The organism is Bradyrhizobium sp. USDA 4510 (genome assembly GCF_054059095.1).
Genome location: NZ_JBSSBT010000001.1, coordinates 6,201,168 through 6,224,115 on the forward strand (window position 1 = coordinate 6,201,168; position 22,948 = coordinate 6,224,115).

The following is a 22,948-nucleotide window of genomic DNA, read 5'->3' on the forward strand; positions in this document are numbered from 1 at the left end:
ACATGCGGCCTGCTCCAGCGGGGCAAATCGGGATCGATCCGTCATTTCGACGGGCCCTGGATCGGGACTTGGATCGGGACAATGACACTTCAGAAGAAACGAGCATTCCACATCGGGAGCGCGAGCTGGCTATTGCTGGGCGCAATGAGTAGCGGCGCGCTGGCCCAGGAGACGCCGACGCAACTGCCTGACATCACCGTGACGGCGCCGAGCCCGATCCAGCGGCACCGGACTGCGCCGACGCGCACGCCGACCCGTGCTGCTCGGGCTGCGCCGAGCCGCAGCCGCGAACGCGTCGCCGCGGTACAACCGGCGCCCGCAGCGGCGGCGCCAGCACCGCAGCAGGGCGTGCTGCCCGTCGTCACCGATCAGTTCGCCACCGTCACCGTGATCCCGAACGAGGAACTGCGGCGCTCCGGCGCCGCCACGCTCGGCGATCTGCTGTTCTCGAAGCCCGGCATCACCGGCTCGAGCTTCGCCCCCGGCGCATCCAGCCGGCCGATTATCCGCGGCCTCGACGTCAACCGCGTCGGCATTGTCGAGAATGGTCTCGGCGGTGGCGGCGCCTCGGATCTTGGCGAAGACCATTTCGTGCCGATCGATCCGCTCTCGACCAATCAGATCGAGGTGGTGCGCGGCCCGGCCGCGCTGCGTTACGGCTCGACCTCGATCGGCGGCGTAGTGAGCGCCACCAACAACCGCATCCCCGATGCGATGCCGACCTGCACGGCGGCGCCGTTCCAATCCTACGGGCTGCCGGTGAAGGCGCCGCTGGCCGATGCCGGCGGCCCGGGTTGCCTCAATGTCGAGACCCGCACGTCGGCGAGCTCGGTCAATCGCGGCGTCGACGGCGGCATGCTGCTGGACGCCGGCGGCAACAATGTCGCCGTGCATGCCGACGTCTATGGCCGCACCACCAGCGACTACAGCATTCCGAGCTACCCTTATCTGTTCGTCCCGGGCCAGCCGTTCAATGGACGCCAGCCGAACTCCGCGACGCAGTCGGACGGCGCGTCAGTCGGCGCCTCCTATTTCTTCCAGGGCGGCTTTATCGGCGCGGCGATCACCCAGAACGACTCGCTCTACCACATCCCCGGTATCGACGGCGCCGATCACCAGACCCGGATCGACGCGCACCAGACCAAGATCGCGGTCAAGGGCGAGTACCGGCCCGATGCCGCGGCGATCGACGCCGTGCGGTTCTGGGTCGGCGCGACCGACTATCGCCACAACGAGATTGGCCTTGCCGATCCGGCCGATCCATTGAGCGACGGCGTGAGACAGACCTTCACCAGCAAGGAGCAGGAGGCGCGCGTCGAGGTGCAGATGATGCCGTTCAACGCGCGCTTCGCCACCGTGACCACGGCATTCGGCCTGCAGGGTGGGCACCAGGAGCTGACCGCCCCGAGTCCGGACGATCCGACCAGCCCGCTCAACGGATTATGGGACCCCAACAAGAACAACAGGGTCGCCGGTTACGTGTTCAACGAGCTGAAGTTCACCGACACCACCAAAGCACAGATTGCCGGGCGGATCGAACACGTCGATCTTTCCGGCACAACGCCGGCCTTCATTCCCCCCGTGTTCGACGTGGCCACCGACCCCGCAAGCATCGGTCCAGCGACACCGCAAAATCCCAGTTTCACACCCAAGAGCGGCAGCATCGGCTTGATCCAGAATCTGCCGTGGGATCTGGTAGCAAGCGCGACCGCCCAATACGTCGAACGCGCGCCGAAACCGGCCGAGCTCTTCTCGCGCGGCCCACACGATGCGACCGCCACGTTCGACATCGGCAATCCCAATCTCGGCATCGAAACCGCAAAATCGATCGAGATCGGACTACGGCGGGCGACCGGACCGCTGCGGTTCGAACTCACCGGCTACTACACCAGGTTCGACGGCTTCATATTCCGCCGGCTGACGGGCAACACGTGTGACGAGAGCGCGTGCCAGCTCGGCCCCGGCCTCGAACTGAACCAGGCGCGCTACTCGCAGCGCGACGCGATCTTCCGCGGCGCCGAGTTCCAGAGCCAGCTCGACATCGGCCCGCTCAACGGCGGCATCTGGGGCATCGAGAACCAGTTCGACGTGGTGCGCGCGACCTTCACCGACGGCACCAACGTGCCGCGGATTCCACCGGTGCGGCTTGGCGGCGGCTTCTATTGGCGCGACAGCAACTGGCTGACCCGCATCAATCTGGTGCACGCCTTCGCGCAGAACGACATCGCTGTCATCGGCGAGACCCCGACCGCGGGCTACAATCTCCTCAACGCGGAGATCACCTACAACACCAAGCTCACTTCGTCATGGATCGGCGCACGCGAGATGACGCTTGGTCTGGTCGGCAACAACCTGCTCAACCAGAACATCCGCAACTCCGTTTCTTATACCAAGGACGAGGTGCTGATGCCGGGCCTCGGCATACGGGCGTTCGCCAATCTGAAGTTCTGAGCCAAGGTCATCCCTCTGCTGCCAGCGGCAGAGGGATTTATCGCGTAGCCCGGATGGAGCGCAGCGCAATCCGGGAGACTGCTCCCGCGGTGAGACTGATCCCGGATTTCGCTTCGCTTCATCCGGGCTACGAGCGTCTCTGAGGGGAGCCGCGTAACCTGCTCGGTCTGGACGATCAGTGGCCGACGACGACTTCGCTGATCTGGATCACCGGCTGCAGATCGGTGTAGTTCGGGATATCGCCCATGATCTCCTGGGCGTGCTTGCCCATGCCGGCCGCGAAGGCCTCAACCGAGTCGCAGAAGATGTGGCACATTCCGACATAGGTTGCGGGTTGCCCCGGTGCGCCGCCGGCGAGACCCTTGTCGACGGTGTAGTATTTGCACGCGTCGCCAAGGCGCGCCTTCACCAGCGGCATGTGCTTGTCGCGATAATAGTCGTGATCAAAGCGTGCGCCTGGATTGTTCGGATACATCACACTGACTTTGATCATGGCGCGCACTCTCCCTGTTGATATGACATGCGCCGGTCTTGTCCCGGCGCTTGCCTCAACTGTGCTTCAGTTTCCGATGGTGCGCAACCGTTCCGGCACCGCTCGCGCGGATGTCAGATCGCCTTGCTCCAGTCCGGCAGGATTGGCCCGGACACGCCCTCGGCCGCGCCGTCGACCAGTTCCATGACAAGCAGGCGACTGTAATCGACCGGGCCGGGCATGGTCATCCGCCCCTTCGGGACCGGCTTGAAGCCGACCCGCGCGTAGTACGGCTCGTCGCCGACCAGCACGATCAGCCGATGGCCCTTGGCGCGGGCGTCGTTGATCGCACGCTCGAGCAGCGCACGGCCGACGCCGCGGCTGCGGAACGGCGGCTCGACCGTCAACGGCCCAAGCATCAGGGCCGGCGTATCGCCGATCGTGACCGGCAGCTGGCGCACCGAGCCGACCAGCAGCGTGCCGATCCGCGCCGTGAAGGAGACATCGAGCAAATGATCGACATGCTCGCGCAGCCGGTAGGCACTGAGCACGAAGCGGCCAGGCCCGAAGGTGCGCTCGTGCAGACGCTCGATCGCCTGGGCGTCTTTCGGGGTCTCGGGCAGGATGGTCAGGGACAATTCGGTCATTGTGGGGCGCGGGATAGCATCTGGCGCGGGCGCGGTCCATCACCGCCATGTCGCCGTCGGCGGCTTGCCCTCGAGCACCTCCGCGATCCGCAGCCGCGTGCCCGGGGTGGTCTCGTCAGGCAGATCAGCCGGATCGAAGAAGCCGCAGGCCACGATCTCGCGATTCGGCTCCGGCAGGCGGTCCTGCCGGTAGTTCCTGACGACGTAGACCGCGACATGATCGCGCGGCGAGACGTGGCTGTTGTGGAAGATGCCGTGCAGCACCGGCTCGCCCTTGAGCTCGATCCGCCCCTCCTCCTCCAATTCGCGCCGCAGCGACTCGATAAAACTTTCGCCGACCTCGACCCCGCCGCCAGGCAGATACCAGCCATGGACGTAGCTGTGCTTGACCAGGAACACCCTGTTGTCGGCATCGAGCACGACGGCACGGACCCCGAGCGTCATGCTGCGGACGAGCCGCCAGTAGAAATGAAACACCCATCTGATCTGCGGCTCGTAGCGCTTGCGTAAATCGAGCAGGACCGTCACTGAACCCTCGACATCATGGTGTTTGATCCGTGCTTTGATCCTTGCGCGCCTGCGCAGCTCTTGCCAATACAGGGCAGGACGTTCGGGATAGCACGACATGACCGGCTGCCGGCCACTTTTCGCGGACAATCCGAAGGGAATCGCATGATGGCGGCGTTCCGCCTCGCGCATCTGTCGGACCCGCATCTGCCGCCGCTGCCGGCGGCGCGGCTGCGCGATCTCGCCGGCAAGCGCGCCTTCGGCTATCTGAACTGGACGCGCAACCGTCACAAATATCACCGCCGCGACGTGCTCGACGCGCTGGTGTCGGACATGCAGGCGCAGCAGCCGGACCACATTGCCGTGACCGGCGACCTGGTCAATCTGGCACTGGATGCCGAGTTCAATCCGGCCCGGCAATGGCTGGAGGGGGTAGGTTCGCCTGCCGACGTCACCGTGGTCCCCGGCAACCACGACGCCTATGTGCGCGCGACCCGGCATCGCTTCGTCAGTCACTTCGGCGACTATCTGCGCGGCGACGCCGACGGTGCGGCAACGCATTTTCCGTTCGTGCGTCGCCGCGGGCCGCTGGCGCTGATCGGCGTCTCCTCGGCGGTGCCGACCCCGCCGCTGATGGCGACCGGCTGGCTCGGCCATCCTCAGCTCGATGCGCTCGATGCGATTCTCGCGCAGCTGTCGCGGGAGGACGCCTTCCGCGTCCTCCTGGTGCATCACCCGCTGCACTCCGACGGCCGCGCCAAGCGGCTGACCGATTCGCATCAGCTGCTGGCGCTGCTCAGGCGCCACGGCGTCGAGCTGGTGCTGCATGGCCACGACCACATCCATTCGACGATGTGGTTCGACGGCCCGGAGCGGAAGATCCCGGCGATCGGCGTGCCGTCGGCATCGGCGCTGGCGCGCAAGCACTATCCGGCGGCGGCCTACAATTTGTTCACGATCGAGCGTGACGGCAATGCGTGGCGCTGCGAGCAGACCGTGCGCGGGCTCGGCGAGCACGCCGGCATTCGCGAATTGAAGCAAGCACGACTTTCCTAATCGCCGCCCCCGCCGCCGCCACACCCACCGCCGCAGCCGCCTCCGCTGTCGCCGCCACCACCACCGCCGTCACCGCCATCGCCGCCGCCACTCCCGTCGCTGCCGGCATCGCCGAAGCCGGCTGACGATCCGTCGATCGAGGAGTCGGAGAAATCGCCGCCGCAATAGGGACTGCTGCCACCGATGCCGCTGCGGCGCAGCGCCTCGCAGTCGGTGTGATAGATGAAGCCGTTCGCGATGTTCAGCTTGGCGTCGAGCGCGAACAGCAGCGGCAGCCGGGTCGGCCTGACCGGATCGATGTTCTCGTATTTGCAGCAGTACCACCAGACCCGGCGCAGCCCCTCATTGCTCCTGCGCCGCTCCTTCACCAGGACGACCGCGGGGGTGTGATGCAGGAAGCCGCCGAAGGCGCGGCGGCAGAACGCGTCGTATTCGCGGGTGTAGAGGATGAATTCGTGCCAGAGGTCGTCGGCCGCTTGCGAGGGCATCGAGACGTAACGCTTGCCGCTCATCAGATAGGCGAGGAAGAACTGCCGCAGGCCGCGCGAGACCAGCGCGCTGTCCTTGCGGGTGAAGCCGGGGTGACGCTTCTCGAGCCGCGCCAACAGGCCCGCCGGCCAGTGAAAGGTGCGGATGTATTCGGCACGCCGCAACGTTTGCCACTTGCCGAACAGCACGGCGCTGCCGACCACCGCGGCCGCCGCCAGGACGCCGAAAAATGCCGAGGCGGGTGTTATGACCACGATGCCCCGCCCCTTGAGCGGCTAGAAGTTTTGCAAGCTCGCATACAGCGCGAGACCGAACAGCGCGAGCGCGCCCATGACGAAGCCGAACACGAACATGCCGATCCCGCCGCGGCGCCTCGGCGTCACCACCGGGACGGGCGGCGGCGCCGGCGGCTCGGCAACCGGAAGCGGCGTTGCCACCATCGCATGCTCGCGCTCGATCAGGCGGCGCGCGACATAGTCGGTGACGGCATCGACGATCGCGGCCACGTCATGCGATTCGGCGAGCACGATGCGGCCGAACCTCGTGTCCTGCACGAAGCGGTAGATCCGCTTGTCGCGCCCCATCAGCACATGCGCGACGACGTCGATCCACAGCCGCGGCGTCTCGCCCTGGCTGATGGCGCGGTCGAACAGATCGACCTTGTCCGGCACCTGCGCGAACAGCGGATCGAGCGCATCGTTGAGGATCTCGAGCCGCGCCACCTCGGCGTCGCGCAACTCGACGACGACACCGGTGCGATCGGCCGCCTCGATCCGCGCCCGTCGCAACGCCTCTCGCAGCGTCGGCCGCATCTCGCGCGCCTCGCTGCCGGTGTTCTGCGGATCGGACATGCCTTGCGGTCTCGTGGTGACGGGTTTCCTGCGCATTAACCTATCAGCAACCAAGATGTCCGCAAAGGGCGTTGGTTCCCAAGCACTTAGGCCGCCACTTATCCCCAGATCAAAGATACCTGACGCTGTCCCAAAAGCGGTCGACCCCACCCGGATGAACCGGATGGGGCCGCCGTCCTTGGACGTTTTCTTAGCTCTGAAAATTCTGGCGCTCAGGCCGAAACCCGCGACGGCTCCTCGACGATGGAGAAGCGCACGCCGGCCTTGTGGCGGCTCTCTTCCGAAACTTCCTTCCAGCACTCTTCGGCTTCCTTGCGGGTCTTGAACGGACCGCGGACCTGGGCCGAGCCTTCGACGAGCTTGTGGAAGTTCATCGACCCGAACTCTCCGCCGATCACCCAGAAATTGCTGCCCTTGCTCATCGTCAGTCTCCTTCAAAAAATCGGGCTGCCTTTGCCCAGCCGCCTGCACCTTGATCTCCGCAATCTGCTCATATCGACATTCTTGACAGAGTATTGCGAATTGCGTGTCAGGAGATAAACGCGAAAACGCGAAGTTCGTACAGATGCCTTGTTTTTTATTGGTGATGTCATGTAACATCTGAACTTGTAATAAATGTCGACTTGTAAATTTTGTCACAAAATAGGTCAGGAAGCCTGCCATGCCCGCCGGTTTTTCTTCTCCCTCTCCCCGTTCTTACGGGGAGAGGATTGGGGGGAGGGGCTGTCTCCGCAGCGAGACTCGCGGAGGGTCCCCCTCACCCGGATCGCATCTAGCGATGCGATCCGGCCTCTCCCCGCGCGCGGGGCGAGGCGGTCAGAATTTGCTGCGGCAAGCGAGACCAACCCGTGCCCGGTGAATCCGGAAAGAAGCTGTTCGTCGGTCCGCGCTTCCGGCGGATCCGCCAGCAATTGGGGCTGTCGCAGACCCAGATCGCCGAGGGGCTCGGCATCTCGCCCTCCTACATCAACCTGATCGAGCGCAACCAGCGCCCGGTGACGGCGCAGATCCTGCTGCGGCTGGCCGAGACCTACGACCTCGACTTGCGCGACCTCGCCACCGCCGACGAGGACCGCTTCTTCGCGGAACTCAACGAGATCTTCTCCGATCCCCTGTTCCGCCAGATCGACCTGCCGAAGCAGGAGCTGCGCGACCTCGCCGAGCTCTGCCCCGGCGTGACGCACGCGCTGCAGCGGCTCTACGCCGCCTACACCGAGGCGCGCCGCGGCGAGACTCTGGTGGCGGCGCAGATGGCCGACCGCGAAGGCTCGCAATTCGACGCCAATCCGATCGAGCGGGTGCGTGACCTGATCGAGGCCAACCGCAACTATTTTCCGGAGCTCGAGACCGCCGCGGAGAATTTGCGCGACGAGCTCAACGTGCCGACCGAAGGCCTGTTCACGGCGCTGACCACGCGCCTCCGCGAAAAACATTCGATTCTGACCCGCGTGATGCCGGTCGACGTGATGCGCGAGACGCTGCGCCGTTTCGATCGGCACCGCCGGCAGCTCTTGATCTCCGAACTCGTCGACAGCTCCGGCCGCAGCTTCCAGCTTGCACTGCAGATCGGCTTTGTCGAGTGCGGCGCTTCGATCGACGCCATCGTCAGCCGCGCCGGCCCGCTCGACGACACCGCGCGCCGGCTCTACCGCATCACGCTCGCCAATTACTTCGCAGCCGCCGCGATGATGCCTTATCAGGCGTTTCATTCCGCAGCCGAAGCCTTGAGCTACGACGTCCATGTGCTGGCGCAGCGCTTCAACGCCGGCTTCGAGCAGGTCTGCCACCGCCTCACCACGCTGCAACGGCCGAACGCGCGCGGCGTGCCGTTCTTCCTGCTCCGCGTCGACAATGCCGGCAACGTGTCGAAGCGGTTCTCCTCGGGCACCTTTCCGTTCTCCAAGTTCGGCGGCACCTGCCCGCTCTGGAACGTGCACTCGACCTTCGACATGCCGGACCGCCTGCTCAGCCAGGTGATCGAATTGCCGGACGGCACGCGCTACTTCTCGATCGCGCAGATGGTGCGCCGGCCGGTGGCGCCCTACCCGCAGCCGCAGCCGCGCTTTGCGATCGGGCTCGGCTGCGAGATCCGGCATGCGGCCAAGCTCGTCTATGCCACCGGCATGGATCTGGAAAAGGTCGAGGGTACCCCGATCGGCGTCAACTGCCGGCTTTGCGAGCGCGAGAATTGCAGCCAGCGCGCCGAGCCGCCGATCACGCGCACCCTGATCCTGGACGAGACCACGCGGCGCGTGTCCTCGTTCGCGTTCTCGAATGCGCGGGAGTTGTGAGCCAAGGATCAATCCACCGATCAATCCACCGCGGCAAAGGCCTTGCACCAGCCGTCCTTGCTGATCGCACCTTCGACCACCTTGCAGCCATCGGGTGCGACGAACAGCGAGCACATCTCCTGCACGAGGCGCTGGTCCGGCGCGGCGCCTGGCCGCCGAAAACGGAGGAGGATTCGACCGAGGACGACGTGCGCTAAAGCATGATCCGGAAAAGTGCGAAGCGGCTTTCCCTCGCGACAACGCGTTTGCGCGAATCACACACCAAACTAAAGCGCGATGACGATTCGACCCAGCGCGTGTACTCGACGCGACTAATCCGTTGACGTCGACCGCAGGTTCACCCAATGAAAACGGCGGGAGGAACTTTCGGTTCCGCTGCGAGTCATATTTGTGACGCGATGTGGCCTGGACCGCCAAGGAAGAGACCGAGGGAGAGATCATGTCAAAGTCCCGCCTTGGAATGGCTGCGGCCGGCGTTGCAATTGGCGTTCTGGGAGCGCTGCCGAGCGCGGCCGAGGCGGGTTTCCGCCTGCGCGTTGGCGGCCCCGTGAGTGTCGCGCGCTTCGCGGTGGCCGGCGTGCTGTCGGTCGCAGGTCGCCGCCACGCACGCATGGCGGCGCGCCACAGCCGCGTCCGCATGGCTGCTCTAAGACCGCAAGATCTTCGCCCCGCCGCCGAGTCGATCGGCCCGAGTGAGCGCGCGCAGCTCACTGCCGTCGCCGCGCTGGCCGGCTGGCAGGGCGGCCGAGCTGCGCAAGGCTGGTGGCAGCACTCCGACGGTTCATACGGCTGGGTCGGTCCGCTCTTCTGGCCGTTTGCCTACAGCGATCTCTATGACTACGCGCTTCTCAATGATGGCAGCGGCTTCTGGGCCTATGGCTACGGCGATCTCTACGCCGCGATCTTCTCGCCTTACGCTGCGAGCGATCTCTCAGCGTTTGCGGCCGAGCGCCCCGCCGGGAGGCGGCATCGCAAAGCGCCCTCGGTGCAGGAATTCTGTAGCGGCGACACCGCCGAGACGACCGGCCTTCCCCTCGAGCGGATCGGCCTGGCGGTCGCGGCGAACGAGGCGCAGCGCGCAGCCTTCGACGAGCTCGCGAGCGCCTGGATTTCCGCCGGCAACACCATCCGCGCTTCCTGCACAGCACAGACCGCAACCACCGCGCTGGAGCGATTCGCGGCCATGCAGAGCCGCGTCAACGCGATGCTGAGCGCAGTTGCGACCGTTATGCCGCCATTTCAAAAATTCTACGATCTCCTAAGCGATGAACAGAAGGCCCAGCTCAACACGCCCGAACGCGACCGCCGCGCTAACGCTGCGGCCGCGAAGCTGAAGGAGATGCAGGACGCCGCCTGCCAGGCGAGCCGTGAACCGCAAGACGAGCAACAGGCCGAAAAGCAATACCGCCAGCTCGTCGCCCAGCAATGGCCCCTCGACGACATCGTCGCCAGCCTGAAACTGAACGATACGCAACGCGCCGCGCTCGAAGTGGTGCAGGATACCACGATGGGCACCATGGAAGCCTTAAACCCATGCCCGCCAAAGGACGCGCTCACCCCACCGGCCCGCCTTAAGGCCGCGAAGGCGCGGTTGGAAGCGATGAGAGAGGCGATCATCAGCGTGAACGACGCGGTCGACGATTTCCGTTGGAACCTGAGTGACGAGCAGAAGACGCAGTTCGAGGGGCTCGGTCTGAAGAAGCGGGGGGTGTGATTTTTCCATCCCCAAGCGGCGCTGGTCGGCCAAGGCGATACTTCGCATCCCCTGTCGCATTTGCTAGTCGTCCGCTAAGAAGAGCTGGACATGCGAGCATGCGTTATAGGGGCGGGCTCTAAGTAGTTCGGTCGCGCGACCGAGACGCCGTTCAACATGAACTTTGAGGCCCGCCCCTAGTCAACTGAACTTCTTTGGATGTTGCTTATTGGCCCAAGGCCGACATACGGCGATGTCGGCCTCAACGTCAGCTTCCGAGATCAAAGCGGACGCGAAGAATTCATGAGTACACGCCCTGATCTCATCGCGCCTTAGCGCGTACTGCGCTCGTCTTGCTGAAGCGGAGGCCGAGCGAGGCGGCGGACGTCATGCGACGGCACAACCGGCCGGGGCTGTGGCCGGCATGCACGTAGCCAGGACATCCGCCTGAGCTAGTGCCCATTCCGTTGACGCCCCGGATCAGCGGCGCGCAACGGCCCTCGCCTCCGCGCGGGACGCCAGCAAGCGCCGCCGCGCGAGAGTGACACCGGCCATCAGATCAATCTGCGCCGTTTTGGATCGCTCGGCCTGCTAGCCACCGGGCGGCGTGTAGGCGGCCTTGAGGTTGGTCGCGTGCTGACGCACCACCTTGATCTCGTCCTGGGTAAAGAGCCGGACCAGCCGCACGTTCTGCATGGCGCCGGCCGCAACCACCACGCCGCTGACCGCAGGCGCGAAGCTCGGATCCGGCACGTCGAAGATCACCATCACGCCGGGGCCATCGGTCGCCGTGCTGTACATCGAAATCAGTTTCCCGCCGGCGGCCTCAATCAACTTCTTCGCGGCCTCGTATCGATTCGTCGTCGGGTTTTCCATGATGTTGTTCAGGGAACGCGGGGTGTATTCACCAGAGAAGCAGAAATGCATGGCAATCGCTCCGTTTGGTTGGAATGAAAAAAACATTCACCCAGGCGCGCGGCCCGGGCAGAGCATTTCGTACTGAAAAATGAGAAGAAATGGCCTGCCGATGGCCAGTCGCGCTGCCGCTCATTCTCCGGATTTCGGCGCAACCGGTGGCAGCTCGCCGCGCAATCTACATCAGACCCGCGGCAAATAAAATCGCGTTTCTGCTCTGCGACGAAATCTCTCCTTGGTCGATGCGGCACTGAAGGGCAGCGCGCCTGACCCGACCGACGAACGCGATCCATCCGAGCCCGCCGAGTGACGCGTCGGCGCCCGCTAGGCGGTGGCGGGACAACGCCTTGCAAACAAGGGCGATCTGCCTCAGTGTTCGGCGCCCGCCATCAAGAACAAGCGAAAGAAAACTCATGAAGCATCGCGCGCTCGGCCGCTCCGGCCTCACTGTCCCTCCCCTGTGCTTCGGCTGCAATGTATTCGGCTGGACCGTGGACGAGACGTCGTCGTTTCGCCTGCTCGACACCGTGCTCGATCAGGGGCTGACATTCCTGGATACGGCGGATGTCTATTCACGCTGGGTGCCGGGCCACAGCGGCGGCGAATCCGAGACCATCATCGGCAAATGGATGAAGGCGCGCGGCAACCGCAACCGCGTCATCCTCGCCACCAAGGTCGGCATGGACATGGGAGGCGGCAATGTCGGGCTGAAGCCGGACTACATCGCGCGCGCCGTCGAGGATTCGCTGCGGCGGCTACAGACCGATTTCATCGATCTCTACCAGTCCCACAAGGACGATGAGACGACACCGCAGGAAGAGACGCTCGCGGCCTACAACAAGCTGATCAAGGCCGGCAAGGTCAGGGCCATCGGCGCCTCGAACTTCTCGGCGGAGCGGCTCCAGAGTGCGCTCGACATTGCCAAGGCGAACGGGTTGCCGCGCTATGAGAGCATGCAGCCCGAATACAGCCTCGCCGAGCGCTCGAGCTACGAAGGCGCGCTGCAACGCGTCTGCGAGGCGAACGACGTCGGCGTGATCACGTTCTTCTCGCTCGCCGCAGGATTTTTGACCGGCAAATATCGCTCGGAGAGCGACTTCGCCAAGAGCCCCCGCGGTGCACGCAGCATCCCAAAATACATGAACCCGCGCGGCATGCGCATCCTGGCCGGTCTTGACGAGGTCGCCGCGGAAACCCGCGCCGAGCCGGCCGCGGTCGCGCTCGCCTGGCTGATGGCAAAACCCTCCGTCACCGCGCCGATTGCCAGCGCTACCAGGCCCGAGCAGGTCGCAACGCTGGTCGCGGCGACCGAACTTGAGCTGAGCAAGGATCAGGTCGAACGGCTGGACGCCGCGAGCGCGTAGCAGCTGCCTTCACTTCACCTCGCCCCGCGTGCGGCAGGGGTGTCCGGGGAATGATTCACTGTGTCGCGGTGCATGCTCGGCAGGACCGAGGCAAATCGGTCTTTTCTGGTTGTCGAGACACAGAGGGCCGAGCATGCGATATCGCGGTAGCATTTTTGGAAGGCTGCTTGAACCGATCAATCGACGGCAGTTTCAGACGGTTGTGGATCGTCTGGACGGGGATGCCTACGACAAGTCGTTCAGGAGCTGGGATCATCTGGTGGCGCTGATCTATGCCCAGCTTAGCGGCAACAGCAGTCTGCGCGGGGTGGTGACTGGCTTCAACGCCAATTCGCAGCATCACTATCACTTGGGAACCGGCAAGCTGTCGCGCTCGACGTTGTCCGATGCCAATGCCCGCCGTCCGATCGGCATTTTCGCGCAAACCTTTGCGGCGCTGTCGGCGATGGCGCGTCGCCAGCTGCGGAGTGAAGGCATGGAGATGGTGCGTCTGATCGACGCCAGTCCGATCCCGCTCGGCAAGGTCTGCAGTTGGGCGACGTGGAACGGCCGCATCCGCGGCATGAAGCTGCATGTCGTCTACGACCCAAGGAGCGATGTCCCGACCTGCGTCGAGATGACGGCCGCGAACGTCAATGACATCGAGATCGGCCGACAGACCCCAATCCAGCCCGCCACCACCTATGTGTTTGACAAGGGCTATTGCCGTTTCGACTGGTGGCAGAAGATCAATGATAGCAAGGCTTTCTTCGTTACCCGGGCGAAGACGAGCATCCGTCTTCGCTCGCTCAGGCATCGCGCCATCCGCAAGCGTAACGGGGATGACTTCGAAATCCTTGCCGATGACGAGGTGAAGCTCATCAGCAAGGGCGATTCGCGCCTTCCAATCCCGCTCCGCCGCATCAAGATCAGACGCGAGAAAGGCGGCAAGATCACACTCCTAACCAACGACCTTGCCCGTAGCGCCGTCGAGATCGCCGCCCTCTACAAGAGCCGATGGCAAATCGAGCTGCTGTTCCGCTGGATCAAGCAGCATCTCGATATTCGCAAGTTCCTCGGCGCCAACGACAACGCGATCCGCCTTCAGGTGCTCGCTGCGATGATTGCCTACCTGCTGCTGCGCATCGCCGCTCACACCAACTGCATCAAAATGCTCCCGCTCAGGTTCGCCGAACTCGTCGGCCAGCTCCTGCTCACGCGTCGATCCCTCGCTGCCATCGACAAACCTCCGCCCATCAACCCCAGCCGTCGGAAATCAACCATCTCACCTGACCAGATGGAGCTCCGCTATGCCTGAATTTCCCCGGACACCCCTGCGCGTGCGGGGAGAGGTCGGAACGCATCGCTAGATGCGTTCCGGGTGAGGGGGAGCTTCCGCGAGTGCAGCTATCGCCGTATTTGCGGAGACAGCCCCTCACCCCAACCCTCTCCCCTAAGAACGGGGCGAGGGAGCACACCGCCTTCGCGGCTACGGCTTGGTCTTACCCTACCCCCACGGGCCACGCTGGCCGGATCCGCCCCACGGGCTGCGCGGCGGATAGCTTCCACCGGCCGGGCGCGGCGCGGTCTGGGTGCCGAGCTCGGCGGCGAGCTGCTGCAGCGCGGCGATGCGGTTCGCGGTCGAGGGATGGGTCGCGAACAGATTGTCGACGCCGTGGCCCGACAGCGGGTTGATGATGAACATGTGCGCGGTGGCCGGATTGCGCTCGGCCTCCATGTTCGGCACCTGATGCGCGGCGTTCTCGATCTTCGCGAGCGCGGAGGCAAGCCACATCGGCTGGCCGACGATGCGTGCGCCATAATTGTCGGCGGCGTATTCGCGGGTGCGGCTGATCGCCATCTGCACCAGCATGGCGCCGAGCGGCGCCAGGATCATCATCGCGATCGATCCGACGATGCCGGGGCCGTTGTTGTTGCGGTTGCCGCCGAAGAACATGCCGAACTGCGCCAGCATCGAGATCGCGCCGGCGATCGTCGCTGTGATCGTCATGGTCAGCGTGTCGTGATGCTTGATATGCGCAAGCTCATGCGCGATCACGCCGGCGAGCTCCTCGCGGCTGAGCTGCTGCATCAGGCCCGTGGTGACGGCGACCGCCGCGTTCTCCGGATTGCGGCCGGTCGCGAACGCATTGGGCTGCGCCTCGTCCATCAGAAACACGCGCGGCATCGGGAGAGCGGCGCGCTGTGCCAGCTCGGCGACGAGATTGTAGAGTTCGGGCGCCGAGCCCGCATCGACCTGATGGGCGCCGTACATCGACAGCACCATGCGATCGGAATTCCAGTAGGTGAACAGATTTGTCGCAGCCGCGACCATCAGCGCGATCACGGCGCCGGTGCCGCCGCCGATCAGATAGCCGACCCCCATGAACAGGGCGGTGAGGCCGGCAAGCAGGAGCGCGGTGCGGAAATAGTTCATCGTTGTTCCCTCACGGCGAGCGGAATGCTGCCACAACTGACGCCGCTGAGGTAGGGATTTTGCCGCTGAAGCCGCAAGGGGAACCAGTGCGTCGCAGCGACGCGGCGCGGGTTAATAATCGGTTATGTGCCGCGGCGATCGGTAGCCCGCATGAGCGAAGCGATATGCGGGGTAAGACCGGTCCCGCATGTCGCTTCGCTCATGCGGGCTACGATCTCTCGCTACGCCGCCGGCTCCTGTGCAATCACCGCCCCCTCCTCGCGCAGCGCGACGCGCAACATGCGGGCGAGCTCGGCGCGGCTGTAGGGTTTTGCCAGGAACAGGATGCCCTGCTCGAGCTTGCCGTCCTGATCGATGGCGTCATCGGTATAGCCCGAGTGAAGAGGACGCGCAGGCCCGGGCGGCGCTTCCGCGCCTCGGTGGCGAGGTCGCGTCCGTTCATCGCGCCCGGCATGATGACGTCGGTGAACAACAGATCGATCGGCGCGCCGCTGTCGAGCACGGCAAGGGCTTCGCTCCCATTATTGGCCGACAGCGTGGTCGGCTGCAGCGGCTGCTTGCGCGCGAAGGCGAGCAGATGCCGCGTCAGCGATGCGCCGCGCTCGGCGGCGTCGCGGATCAGCGCGGTGATCTCCGTGAGCTGGCGGTTGTGAGTGACCGCCTCGGCCAGGATCTCGATCGTGCCGGTGATGACGGTGAGGATGTTGTTGAAGTCGTGCGCGATGCCGCCGGTGAGCTGGCCGACCGCTTCCATCTTCTGCGCCTGACGGATCTTGCTCTCATTGGCCTCGGCCTCGCAAAAGCGCTCGAGCAGGAATTCCGATCACTGGCGCTGCCGTCCCTCCTCGGCGAGCGCGACATGGGCCTCGCGCAACTGCTCTTCGGTCGGGATCGCGAGGATCCGCGGGATCAGCGGCCAGAGCAGCACTGCGGTGAAGATCGAGGCGACAGCGGTCAGCGCCTTGAGCAGGCCCTCGAGACCGTAGATCGGCACCCACAGCGTGTAGATCGAGAACACATGGGTGAGGCCGCAGGCGAGGATGAACGTGGCGAACGGCCAGGCCATCCAGCCGAACTGGAAATCGCGCCGCTTGGAGACGAGGATCGCCAGCGCGAACGGGATCGAGAAATACGAAGCGGCAATGATCGCGTCTGAAATCACGTGGAGCCAGATCAGCTCCGGTTCCCACAACAGGCAGATGCCGTGCGGCGAAAACGTCGACGAATCCAAGAGACGCTCGAGAAAACTCCACATGGGTCCCTCCGGGCGTGATCGATCCGCCGACACCCCGCCCGCGAATCACCGGCCGATCATAGCGGCGGCCTCTCAACCTACCTCAGCCCAATTGGTCTAACGGCGCTACCCCCGTTGTTGCCCGGTGTCGCCCTGGTGTATGCAGATTGGGCTTCAATTCCCCTTTTTTCCAGCCGGTGACATCGATGCCAGCCTCTCCCCTCCGCGCCCGGATCATGATCGCAGCGATCGCGGGGGCGCTGGCGCTCTCTACCCTCGCCTCGGCGCAGCAGCCGCTGCCCAGCCCCTTGAATCCTGCGCCGGTCAGGCCGCGCCCTGCCGCCGTCGCCTCGCCGCGGGCTGCGTCCTGCCACAACGGGCAGAACTTCGATCGCTTCCTCGCCGAGCTGAAGCAGAAGGCGGTCGCCGCCGGCGTCTCGCAGCGCACGATCGCGGAGGCCGCGCCCTACCTGATCTACGACCAGGGTATCGTCAACCGCGACCGCGGCCAGCGCGTGTTCGGGCAGATCTTCACCCAGTTCGCCGGCCGCATGGCCGCGAACTATCGCATGCAGCAGGGCCAACAATACATCCGGACCTATGCCGCCGCGTTCGCGCGCGCCGAGAAGGAGTATGGCGTGCCGCCGGCGGTGATCGCCGCGTTCTGGGGACTGGAGAGCGATTTCGGCGTCCAGATGGGCAATTTGCCGACGCTGAAATCGCTGGTGTCGCTGGCCTATGATTGCCGCCGCTCCGAGATGTTCCAGGGCGAGACCATCGCCGCGCTGAAGATCATCGAGCGCGGCGACCTGACGCCCGACCAGATGATCGGCTCATGGGCCGGCGAGCTCGGTCAGACGCAATTCTTGCCGACGCATTATTTCAACTACGCGGTCGACTATGACGGCGACGGCCATCGCAATCTCCTGCAAAGCGGCCCCGACGTGATCGGCTCGACCGCGAACTACATCGCCACCGGATTGAAATGGCGGCGCGGCGAGCCGTGGCTGCAGGAGGTGCGCGTGCCGCAGGCGGCAAATTTCCCGTGGGACCAGGCCGACCTCACCATCAAGCTGCCGCGATCGAAATGGGTATCGCTTGGCGTCAGCTTGACCGACGGCAAGGCATTGCCGAATGACGAGATGCCGGCCTCGCTGCTGCTGCCGATGGGCCGGATGGGTCCGGCGTTCCTCGCCTATGCGAACTTCGCCGCCTACACCGAGTGGAACAACTCGCTGATCTATTCGACCACCGCCGGCTATCTCGCCGGCCGCATCGCGGGCGCACCGCCGATGCAGCGGCCGCACGGTCCGGTCGCGCAATTGCCGTTCAATGAGATCAAGGAGCTGCAGGGACTGCTCGCGCGCGCCGGCTACGACGTCGGCAAGATCGACGGCGTGCTCGGACAGGCAAGCCGCAGCGCGGTGAAGGCGATGCAGATGAAATACGGCCTGCCGGCGGATTCCTGGCCGACCGCGGAGCTCCTGGCGCGGATGCGCGGCGGGCCCCGCACCCAGCCGGCCGCCGATGCCGCGGCACCGGGGACGCGGTAGAGCAAACGCCCATTTTCCGTAGCCCGGATGCAGCGCAGCGAAATCCGGGACAAGCCCCGATGCGCCTCCCCGGATTGCGCTGCGCTCCATCCGGGCTACGCAGACTCTGGCGATCCGTCATCCTGAGCGAGCGGAGAGAGCCTCGAAGGATGAATCGGCCACACTGGGGCCGTGCATCCTTCGAGACGCGCTTCGCGCTCCTCAGGATGACGGGATCAAGAATGCCGCCCGCGGGAAATATTTGACCAAGTGTTACAGCTCCCCGCAGTTGTATTCTTCCCCTTGCCGCCCCACTTGCAGCATCGCCGTTCGGTAACATCCGGATTTCATCAGAACAGGGAGCATCACATGTCCTTTCATGACGCCGTCGTCCCCGCCTACCTGCAGATCCTCAACAGCCTCACCGGCGAGCTGACCAAGGCCGAGGCGCATTGCGAAGCGAAGAAGATCGCGCCCGAGGTGCTGCTGGGATCGCGGCTCTATCCCGACATGCTGCCGCTGACCAAGCAGGTGCAACTTGTCTGCGATCACGCCGCACGGGGCTGCGCGCGGCTGACCCATAGCGAAGTGCCGTCGACGCCAGATACCGAGAAGAGCATCGGTGAACTGAAGCAGCGGCTCGCCAGGACGATTGACTATGTGAAGTCGTTCAAGCCGGCGCAGTTCGACGGCGCCGACGTCAGGGACGTCACCTTCCCGATCGGCCCCGATCGCACGATGACCCTGAAGGGCCAGCAATTCCTCAGCGCGTTCTCGTTCCCGAACTTCTATTTCCACGCCGTGACCGCGCACGACATCCTGCGCCACAACGGCGTCGAGATCGGCAAGCGCGATTTCCTCGGCGTCAGCTGACGCGCTTCGGCGATCCATATTCCCCGCGACGGGATTTTCGCTTCACGCCCTCGCCCGTGCTACTGCTCCCTGACAACAACAAGACGTCAGGGAGCACGCCATGTCGACAACAACCCACGCACCGAAAGCCATCGATCCGTCCGCTTCGCTGCATGCCGAAGCGCTCGGACTGGCGAAGAACCACGGCCGCCTCGCCGGGCGGCGCGTCATCGTGGTCGGCGCGGGACAGCGCACAACCGTGGATGAAGCCCCGCCGATCGGCAACGGCCGCGCCATGAGCGTGCTGTTCGCGCGCGAGGGCGCGTCGGTCGCCTGCCTCGACGTCAACAAGGACGCCGCCGACGACACCGTCGCGCAGATCACAGCCGAAGGCGGCAAGGCCTTCACCGACGTGGTCGATGTCGCCGACGTCGCGGCGATCGCGCCCGCGGTCGAACGCTGCGCGCAGCGGCTCGGCGGGCTCGACGGGCTGGCGCTCAATGTCGGCATCTCCTCCGGCCTGTCGCTGCCCAAGATGACGGCCGAATCCTGGGACCGCGACTATGCCGTCAATGTGCGCAGCCACATGCTGTTCGCGCAGAAGGCGCTGGAGGTGATGGCGCCGGGCGGCGCGATCATCCTGATCTCCTCAATGGCGAGCCAGCGCGCCGGCGGCCGCAACCCGGCCTATGAATCCTCCAAGGCGGCGCAGATCGCGCTGGGGCGGGCGATCGCGCGGGCCGGCGAGGACAAGGGCATTCGCTGCAATGTGATCGCGCCCGGCTTCATGGACACGCCGATGGGGCGCGACGCCAGCCGCAGGCGATCGGACCGCGCCGTGACAGTGCCTTTCGGCCGCCAGGGCACCGGCTGGGAGGTCGCCTATACTGCGCTGTTCCTGATTTCGAATGAATCCTCCTACGTCAACGCGCACACCTTGTTCCTCGATGCCGGCCACATGGGCGGAATTGTGCGCGGCTAGTCTGCGGAGCGCGAATGCCTCGGGCATTGCGCTCGTCGCGGCAATGCACAATTGTCCTTCATCAGTCATTCTCTGGAACATTTACATGAGCCAATCGACCAAACTTCTCGAGCCCTACAAGCTCGGCGCGCTGACGCTGCCGAACCGCCTGGTGATGGCGCCACTGACGCGCAACCGCGCGGTGCCGCCCGGCATGGTGCCGAGCCCGCTCGCGGTGGACTATTACGGCCAGCGCGCCTCCGCCGGCCTTCTGATCACCGAGGCGAGCCAGGTCTCGCAGCAGGGCCAGGGCTATCAGGACACGCCCGGCATCTATTCGAAGGAACAGGTCGAGGGCTGGCGCAGGGTCACCGATCGGGTGCATGAGCGCGGTGGCCGCATCTTCATCCAGCTCTGGCATGTCGGCCGCATCTCGCATGTCGCACTGCAGCCGAACGGCGGCGCACCGGTGGCGCCGAGCGCGATCAAAGCCAAGACCAAGACCTTCGTGAACGGCACGTTTGCCGACGTGTCCGAGCCACGCGCGCTCGAATTGTCGGAAATTCCCGGGATCATCGAGGACTTCAAGCGCGGCACGGCGAATGCGCTGGCGGCCGGCTTCGACGGCGTCGAGATCCATGGCGCCAACGGCTATCTGCTCGACCAGTTCGCCCGCGACGGCACCAACAAGCGCACCGACGCTTATGGCGGCGGAATCGAGAACCGCGCCCAGCTGATGCTGGACGTGTCCAAGGCGGTCGCCACCGAGGCCGGCGCAGATCGCACCGGCATCCGGATCTCGCCGGTGACGCCGGCCAACGACATCACCGACTCCAATCCGCAAGCGCTGTTCGACTACATCGTCGAACAGCTCAGTGCGCTGAAGCTGACCTATCTCCACGTCGTCGAGGGCGCAACCGGCGGCCCACGCGATATCGCGCCGTTCGACTACGCCTCGCTGCGCAAGCGCTTCAAGCAGGCCTATGTCGCCAACAACGGCTACGATTTCGCGCTAGCGGAGAAAGTGCTGGAGGCCGGCGCGGCCGACCTGATCGCGTTCGGCAAGCCATTCATCTCCAACCCCGACCTGGTCGAGCGGCTCAAGACCGGCGCGCCGCTCAACGAGTGGGACAAGGCGACCTTCTACGGCGGCGGCGCCAAGGGCTACACGGATTATCCGACGCTGAAGGCGACCGAGGCGGCGGAGTAGGGAGCGCTCCTCTCTCCACATCGTCATTCCGGGGCGATGCGACGCATCGAACCCGGATTCTCGAGATTCCCCGGTGCGCAGTTGCGCACCTGAGGTCTGGTGCTTGCGCACCATCCCGGAATGACCTGGCAATCAGCAAAAAGGCCGGGATCGCTCCCGGCCTTTCGTCGTCTTCGGATGGCGTGGGCTGGTACGCCTTTGCTTGCGCCTTACTTCGCTTCGGCGCGCTTCGGCGGGTTGGCCGGCCACGACTTGATCAGCGTGTCGTAGTCGATCGTCTCGCCCTTCGGCTTCTCGTTCGCGAGCTTGCGCTGCGGAGCGATGGTGCCGTCCTTCTCGGCCTTCTTGTACCAGAACTCGGCGGATTCCTTCTTGTTCAGCTTCGGTCCGCAGGCGCCCTGCACACCGGACTTCTCAAGACGCTCCATCACCGAATCCTGGGCCGCAGCCAGCGCGTCCATCGCCTGCTGCGGCGTCTTGGTACCGGACGACGCATCGCCGATGTTCTGCCACCACAGCTGCGCGAGCTTCGGATAGTCGGGCACGTTGTTGCCGGTCGGGGTCCACTGCACGCGCGCGGGCGAGCGGTAGAACTCGATCAGGCCGCCGAGCTTCGGCGCACGCTCGGTGAACGACTTGTCCCAGATATCGGACTCACGGATGAAGGTGAGACCGACATGGCTCTTCTTCAGCGACACCGACTTGGAGATGATGAACTGCAGATAGAGCCAGGCTGCCTTGCGGCGATCCGGCGGGGTCGACTTCAGAAGCGTCACGGAGCCGGCGTCCTGATAGCCGAGCTTCATGCCTTCCTTCCAGTAAGCGCCGTGCGGCGACGGAGCCATACGCCACTTCGGCGTACCGTCCGCGTTCATCACGGCGATGCCCGGCTTCACCATGTCGGCGGTGAAGGCGGTGTACCAGAACATCTGCTGGGCGATGTTGCCCTGCGCCGGCACCGGACCTGCTTCCGAGAAGGTCATGCCCTGGGCCTGCGGCGGGGCATACTTCTTCAGCCAGTCGAGATATTTGGTGATCGAGTAGACCGCGGCCGGGCCGTTGGTGTCGCCACCACGCTCGACCGAGGAGCCGACCGGACGGCAGCCTTCCATGCGGATACCCCACTCGTCGACCGGCAGGCCGTTCGGGATACCCTTGTCGCCGTTGCCGGCCATCGACAGCCAGGCGTCGGTGAACCGCCAGCCGAGCGAGGGATCCTTCTTGCCATAGTCCATATGGCCGTAGACCTTGACGCCGTTGATCTCCTTGATGTCGTTGGTGAAGAACTCGGCGATGTCTTCATAGGCCGACCAGTTCACGGGCACGCCGAGCTCGTAGCCATACTTGGCCTTGAACTTGGCCTTGTACTCGGGGTTGGTGAACCAGTCGTAGCGGAACCAGTAGAGGTTCGCGAACTGCTGGTCGGGCAGCTGATACAGCTTGCCGTCCGGCGCCGTGGTGAACGACTTGCCGATGAAGTCGTCGACGTCGAGCATCGGGTCGGTGACCTCCTTGCCCTCACCCTTCATGTAGTCCGACAGGATGATGGTCTGGCCGTAGCGGAAGTGGGTGCCGATCAGGTCGGAATCGTTGATCCAGCCGTCATAGACGTTCTTGCCCGACTGCATCTGGGTTTGCAGCTTCTCGACGACGTCACCTTCCTGGATGATGTCGTGCTTGAGCTTGATGCCGGTCAGTTCGGAGAACGCCTTGGCCAGCGTCTGCGATTCATATTCGTGCGTCGTGATCGTTTCCGAGACGACGTTGATCTCCATGCCCTTGAAGGGTTCGGCGGCCTTGGCGAACCACTCGAGCTCCTTCTTCTGGTCTTCCTTCGACAGCGTCGAGGGCTGGAATTCCGCGATCCACTTCTGGATCACGGCATCGTCGGCGGCGCGGGCCGGCGTGGCGACCGCGAGCGAAGCCGCGATCAGCGCGGCGGCGCTGGTCATAGTCAAAAGACTATCCTTTGTCGTTCTCAAATGTCGCATTATGATTCCTCCGGTT

20 protein-coding genes and 1 pseudogene are annotated in these 22,948 nt (G+C 64.8%); 10 read left to right on the forward strand and 11 right to left on the reverse strand.

The window, feature by feature from the left end; all coding sequences use genetic code 11:
• Positions 1–81 precede the first annotated feature (81 nt).
• Entirely contained in the window at positions 82–2,451 is a 2,370-nt protein-coding gene (locus ACVMDN_RS28900) for a TonB-dependent receptor (RefSeq protein WP_141340523.1), read from the forward strand.
• 175 nt (positions 2,452–2,626) lie between these two features.
• Here ACVMDN_RS28900 and ACVMDN_RS28905 read toward each other — a convergent pair whose 3' ends face one another.
• The 3 genes from ACVMDN_RS28905 to ACVMDN_RS28915 form a co-directional block, all read right to left on the reverse strand.
• Complete coding sequence (locus ACVMDN_RS28905; protein ID WP_016839733.1) at positions 2,627–2,944, reverse strand: EthD family reductase; 318 nt, start codon at positions 2,942–2,944, stop codon at positions 2,627–2,629.
• A gap of 113 nt (positions 2,945–3,057) precedes the next feature.
• The gene (locus ACVMDN_RS28910; RefSeq protein ID WP_057016974.1) at positions 3,058–3,570 is read right to left on the reverse strand and encodes a GNAT family N-acetyltransferase; all 513 of its coding nucleotides are present in this window, start codon (positions 3,568–3,570) and stop codon (positions 3,058–3,060) included.
• Between the two features lie 39 nt (positions 3,571–3,609).
• On the reverse strand, positions 3,610–4,098 hold the full coding sequence (locus ACVMDN_RS28915; protein WP_016839736.1) for an NUDIX domain-containing protein: 489 nt from the start codon (positions 4,096–4,098) through the stop codon (positions 3,610–3,612).
• A 147-nt stretch (positions 4,099–4,245) separates the two neighbouring features.
• Between ACVMDN_RS28915 and ACVMDN_RS28920 the strand changes: the two genes are divergently transcribed.
• A complete protein-coding gene (locus ACVMDN_RS28920; protein ID WP_076830260.1) occupies positions 4,246–5,133 on the forward strand; it encodes a metallophosphoesterase family protein in 888 nt (295 codons plus the stop codon).
• Here ACVMDN_RS28920 and ACVMDN_RS28925 read toward each other — a convergent pair.
• The 3 genes from ACVMDN_RS28925 to ACVMDN_RS28935 all read right to left on the reverse strand — a co-directional run bounded on the left by ACVMDN_RS28925 (position 5,130) and on the right by ACVMDN_RS28935 (position 6,895).
• The gene (locus tag ACVMDN_RS28925; protein WP_141340522.1) at positions 5,130–5,876 is read right to left on the reverse strand and encodes a glycine-rich domain-containing protein; all 747 of its coding nucleotides are present in this window, start codon (positions 5,874–5,876) and stop codon (positions 5,130–5,132) included. The genes ACVMDN_RS28920 and ACVMDN_RS28925 overlap by 4 nt on opposite strands.
• Before the next feature lie 21 nt (positions 5,877–5,897).
• Positions 5,898–6,473 carry a hypothetical protein gene (locus tag ACVMDN_RS28930; RefSeq protein ID WP_141340521.1) on the reverse strand — a complete coding sequence of 192 codons (576 nt, stop codon included), beginning with the start codon at positions 6,471–6,473 and terminating at the stop codon, positions 5,898–5,900.
• Positions 6,474–6,685: 212 nt separating this feature from the next.
• Positions 6,686–6,895 carry a DUF4170 domain-containing protein gene (locus ACVMDN_RS28935; RefSeq protein ID WP_016839740.1) on the reverse strand — a complete coding sequence of 70 codons (210 nt, stop codon included), beginning with the start codon at positions 6,893–6,895 and terminating at the stop codon, positions 6,686–6,688.
• Between the two features lie 426 nt (positions 6,896–7,321).
• Here ACVMDN_RS28935 and ACVMDN_RS28940 point away from each other — a divergent pair, with 426 nt between their 5' ends.
• Both ACVMDN_RS28940 and ACVMDN_RS28945 read left to right on the forward strand, forming a co-directional pair.
• A complete protein-coding gene (locus tag ACVMDN_RS28940; protein ID WP_057016971.1) occupies positions 7,322–8,764 on the forward strand; it encodes a helix-turn-helix domain-containing protein in 1,443 nt (480 codons plus the stop codon).
• Positions 8,765–9,224: 460 nt separating this feature from the next.
• Positions 9,225–10,478 carry a Spy/CpxP family protein refolding chaperone gene (locus ACVMDN_RS28945; RefSeq protein WP_141340533.1) on the forward strand — a complete coding sequence of 418 codons (1,254 nt, stop codon included), beginning with the start codon at positions 9,225–9,227 and terminating at the stop codon, positions 10,476–10,478.
• 570 nt (positions 10,479–11,048) lie between these two features.
• On the opposite strand, the gene ACVMDN_RS28950 is transcribed toward ACVMDN_RS28945, so the two are convergent.
• The gene (locus tag ACVMDN_RS28950; RefSeq protein ID WP_076826139.1) at positions 11,049–11,384 is read right to left on the reverse strand and encodes a GYD domain-containing protein; all 336 of its coding nucleotides are present in this window, start codon (positions 11,382–11,384) and stop codon (positions 11,049–11,051) included.
• Positions 11,385–11,785: 401 nt separating this feature from the next.
• Here ACVMDN_RS28950 and ACVMDN_RS28955 point away from each other — a divergent pair, with 401 nt between their 5' ends.
• On the forward strand, positions 11,786–12,736 hold the full coding sequence (locus tag ACVMDN_RS28955) for an aldo/keto reductase (RefSeq protein WP_057016967.1): 951 nt from the start codon (positions 11,786–11,788) through the stop codon (positions 12,734–12,736).
• Positions 12,737–12,869: 133 nt separating this feature from the next.
• Positions 12,870–14,033 carry an IS4 family transposase gene (locus tag ACVMDN_RS28960; RefSeq protein ID WP_456834807.1) on the forward strand — a complete coding sequence of 388 codons (1,164 nt, stop codon included), beginning with the start codon at positions 12,870–12,872 and terminating at the stop codon, positions 14,031–14,033.
• Between the two features lie 189 nt (positions 14,034–14,222).
• Here ACVMDN_RS28960 and htpX read toward each other — a convergent pair whose 3' ends face one another.
• The 3 genes and pseudogenes from htpX to ACVMDN_RS28975 all read right to left on the reverse strand — a co-directional run bounded on the left by htpX (position 14,223) and on the right by ACVMDN_RS28975 (position 16,407).
• Positions 14,223–15,152: a zinc metalloprotease HtpX gene (gene htpX / locus ACVMDN_RS28965; RefSeq protein WP_141340519.1), complete on the reverse strand. Its 930-nt coding sequence runs from the start codon at positions 15,150–15,152 to the stop codon at positions 14,223–14,225.
• Positions 15,153–15,373: 221 nt separating this feature from the next.
• Positions 15,374–15,969, reverse strand: a pseudogene (locus tag ACVMDN_RS28970) (response regulator); the annotation flags it as partial.
• Between the two features lie 6 nt (positions 15,970–15,975).
• Positions 15,976–16,407 (reverse strand): hypothetical protein, encoded by a 432-nt coding sequence (locus tag ACVMDN_RS28975; protein ID WP_057016965.1) that lies wholly within the window; start codon positions 16,405–16,407, stop codon positions 15,976–15,978.
• A 185-nt stretch (positions 16,408–16,592) separates the two neighbouring features.
• Between ACVMDN_RS28975 and ACVMDN_RS28980 the strand changes: the two genes are divergently transcribed.
• From ACVMDN_RS28980 to ACVMDN_RS28995, 4 genes are all read left to right on the forward strand, one after another.
• A complete protein-coding gene (locus ACVMDN_RS28980; RefSeq protein WP_141340518.1) occupies positions 16,593–17,939 on the forward strand; it encodes a lytic murein transglycosylase in 1,347 nt (448 codons plus the stop codon).
• A 348-nt stretch (positions 17,940–18,287) separates the two neighbouring features.
• On the forward strand, positions 18,288–18,791 hold the full coding sequence (locus tag ACVMDN_RS28985) for a DUF1993 domain-containing protein (protein ID WP_057016963.1): 504 nt from the start codon (positions 18,288–18,290) through the stop codon (positions 18,789–18,791).
• 100 nt (positions 18,792–18,891) lie between these two features.
• Entirely contained in the window at positions 18,892–19,752 is an 861-nt protein-coding gene (locus tag ACVMDN_RS28990) for an SDR family NAD(P)-dependent oxidoreductase (protein ID WP_057016962.1), read from the forward strand.
• 85 nt (positions 19,753–19,837) lie between these two features.
• Positions 19,838–20,941: an alkene reductase gene (locus ACVMDN_RS28995; RefSeq protein WP_141340517.1), complete on the forward strand. Its 1,104-nt coding sequence runs from the start codon at positions 19,838–19,840 to the stop codon at positions 20,939–20,941.
• A 209-nt stretch (positions 20,942–21,150) separates the two neighbouring features.
• On the opposite strand, the gene ACVMDN_RS29000 is transcribed toward ACVMDN_RS28995, so the two are convergent.
• Positions 21,151–22,893: an ABC transporter substrate-binding protein gene (locus tag ACVMDN_RS29000; RefSeq protein ID WP_038382516.1), complete on the reverse strand. Its 1,743-nt coding sequence runs from the start codon at positions 22,891–22,893 to the stop codon at positions 21,151–21,153.
• Positions 22,894–22,948 lie beyond the last annotated feature (55 nt).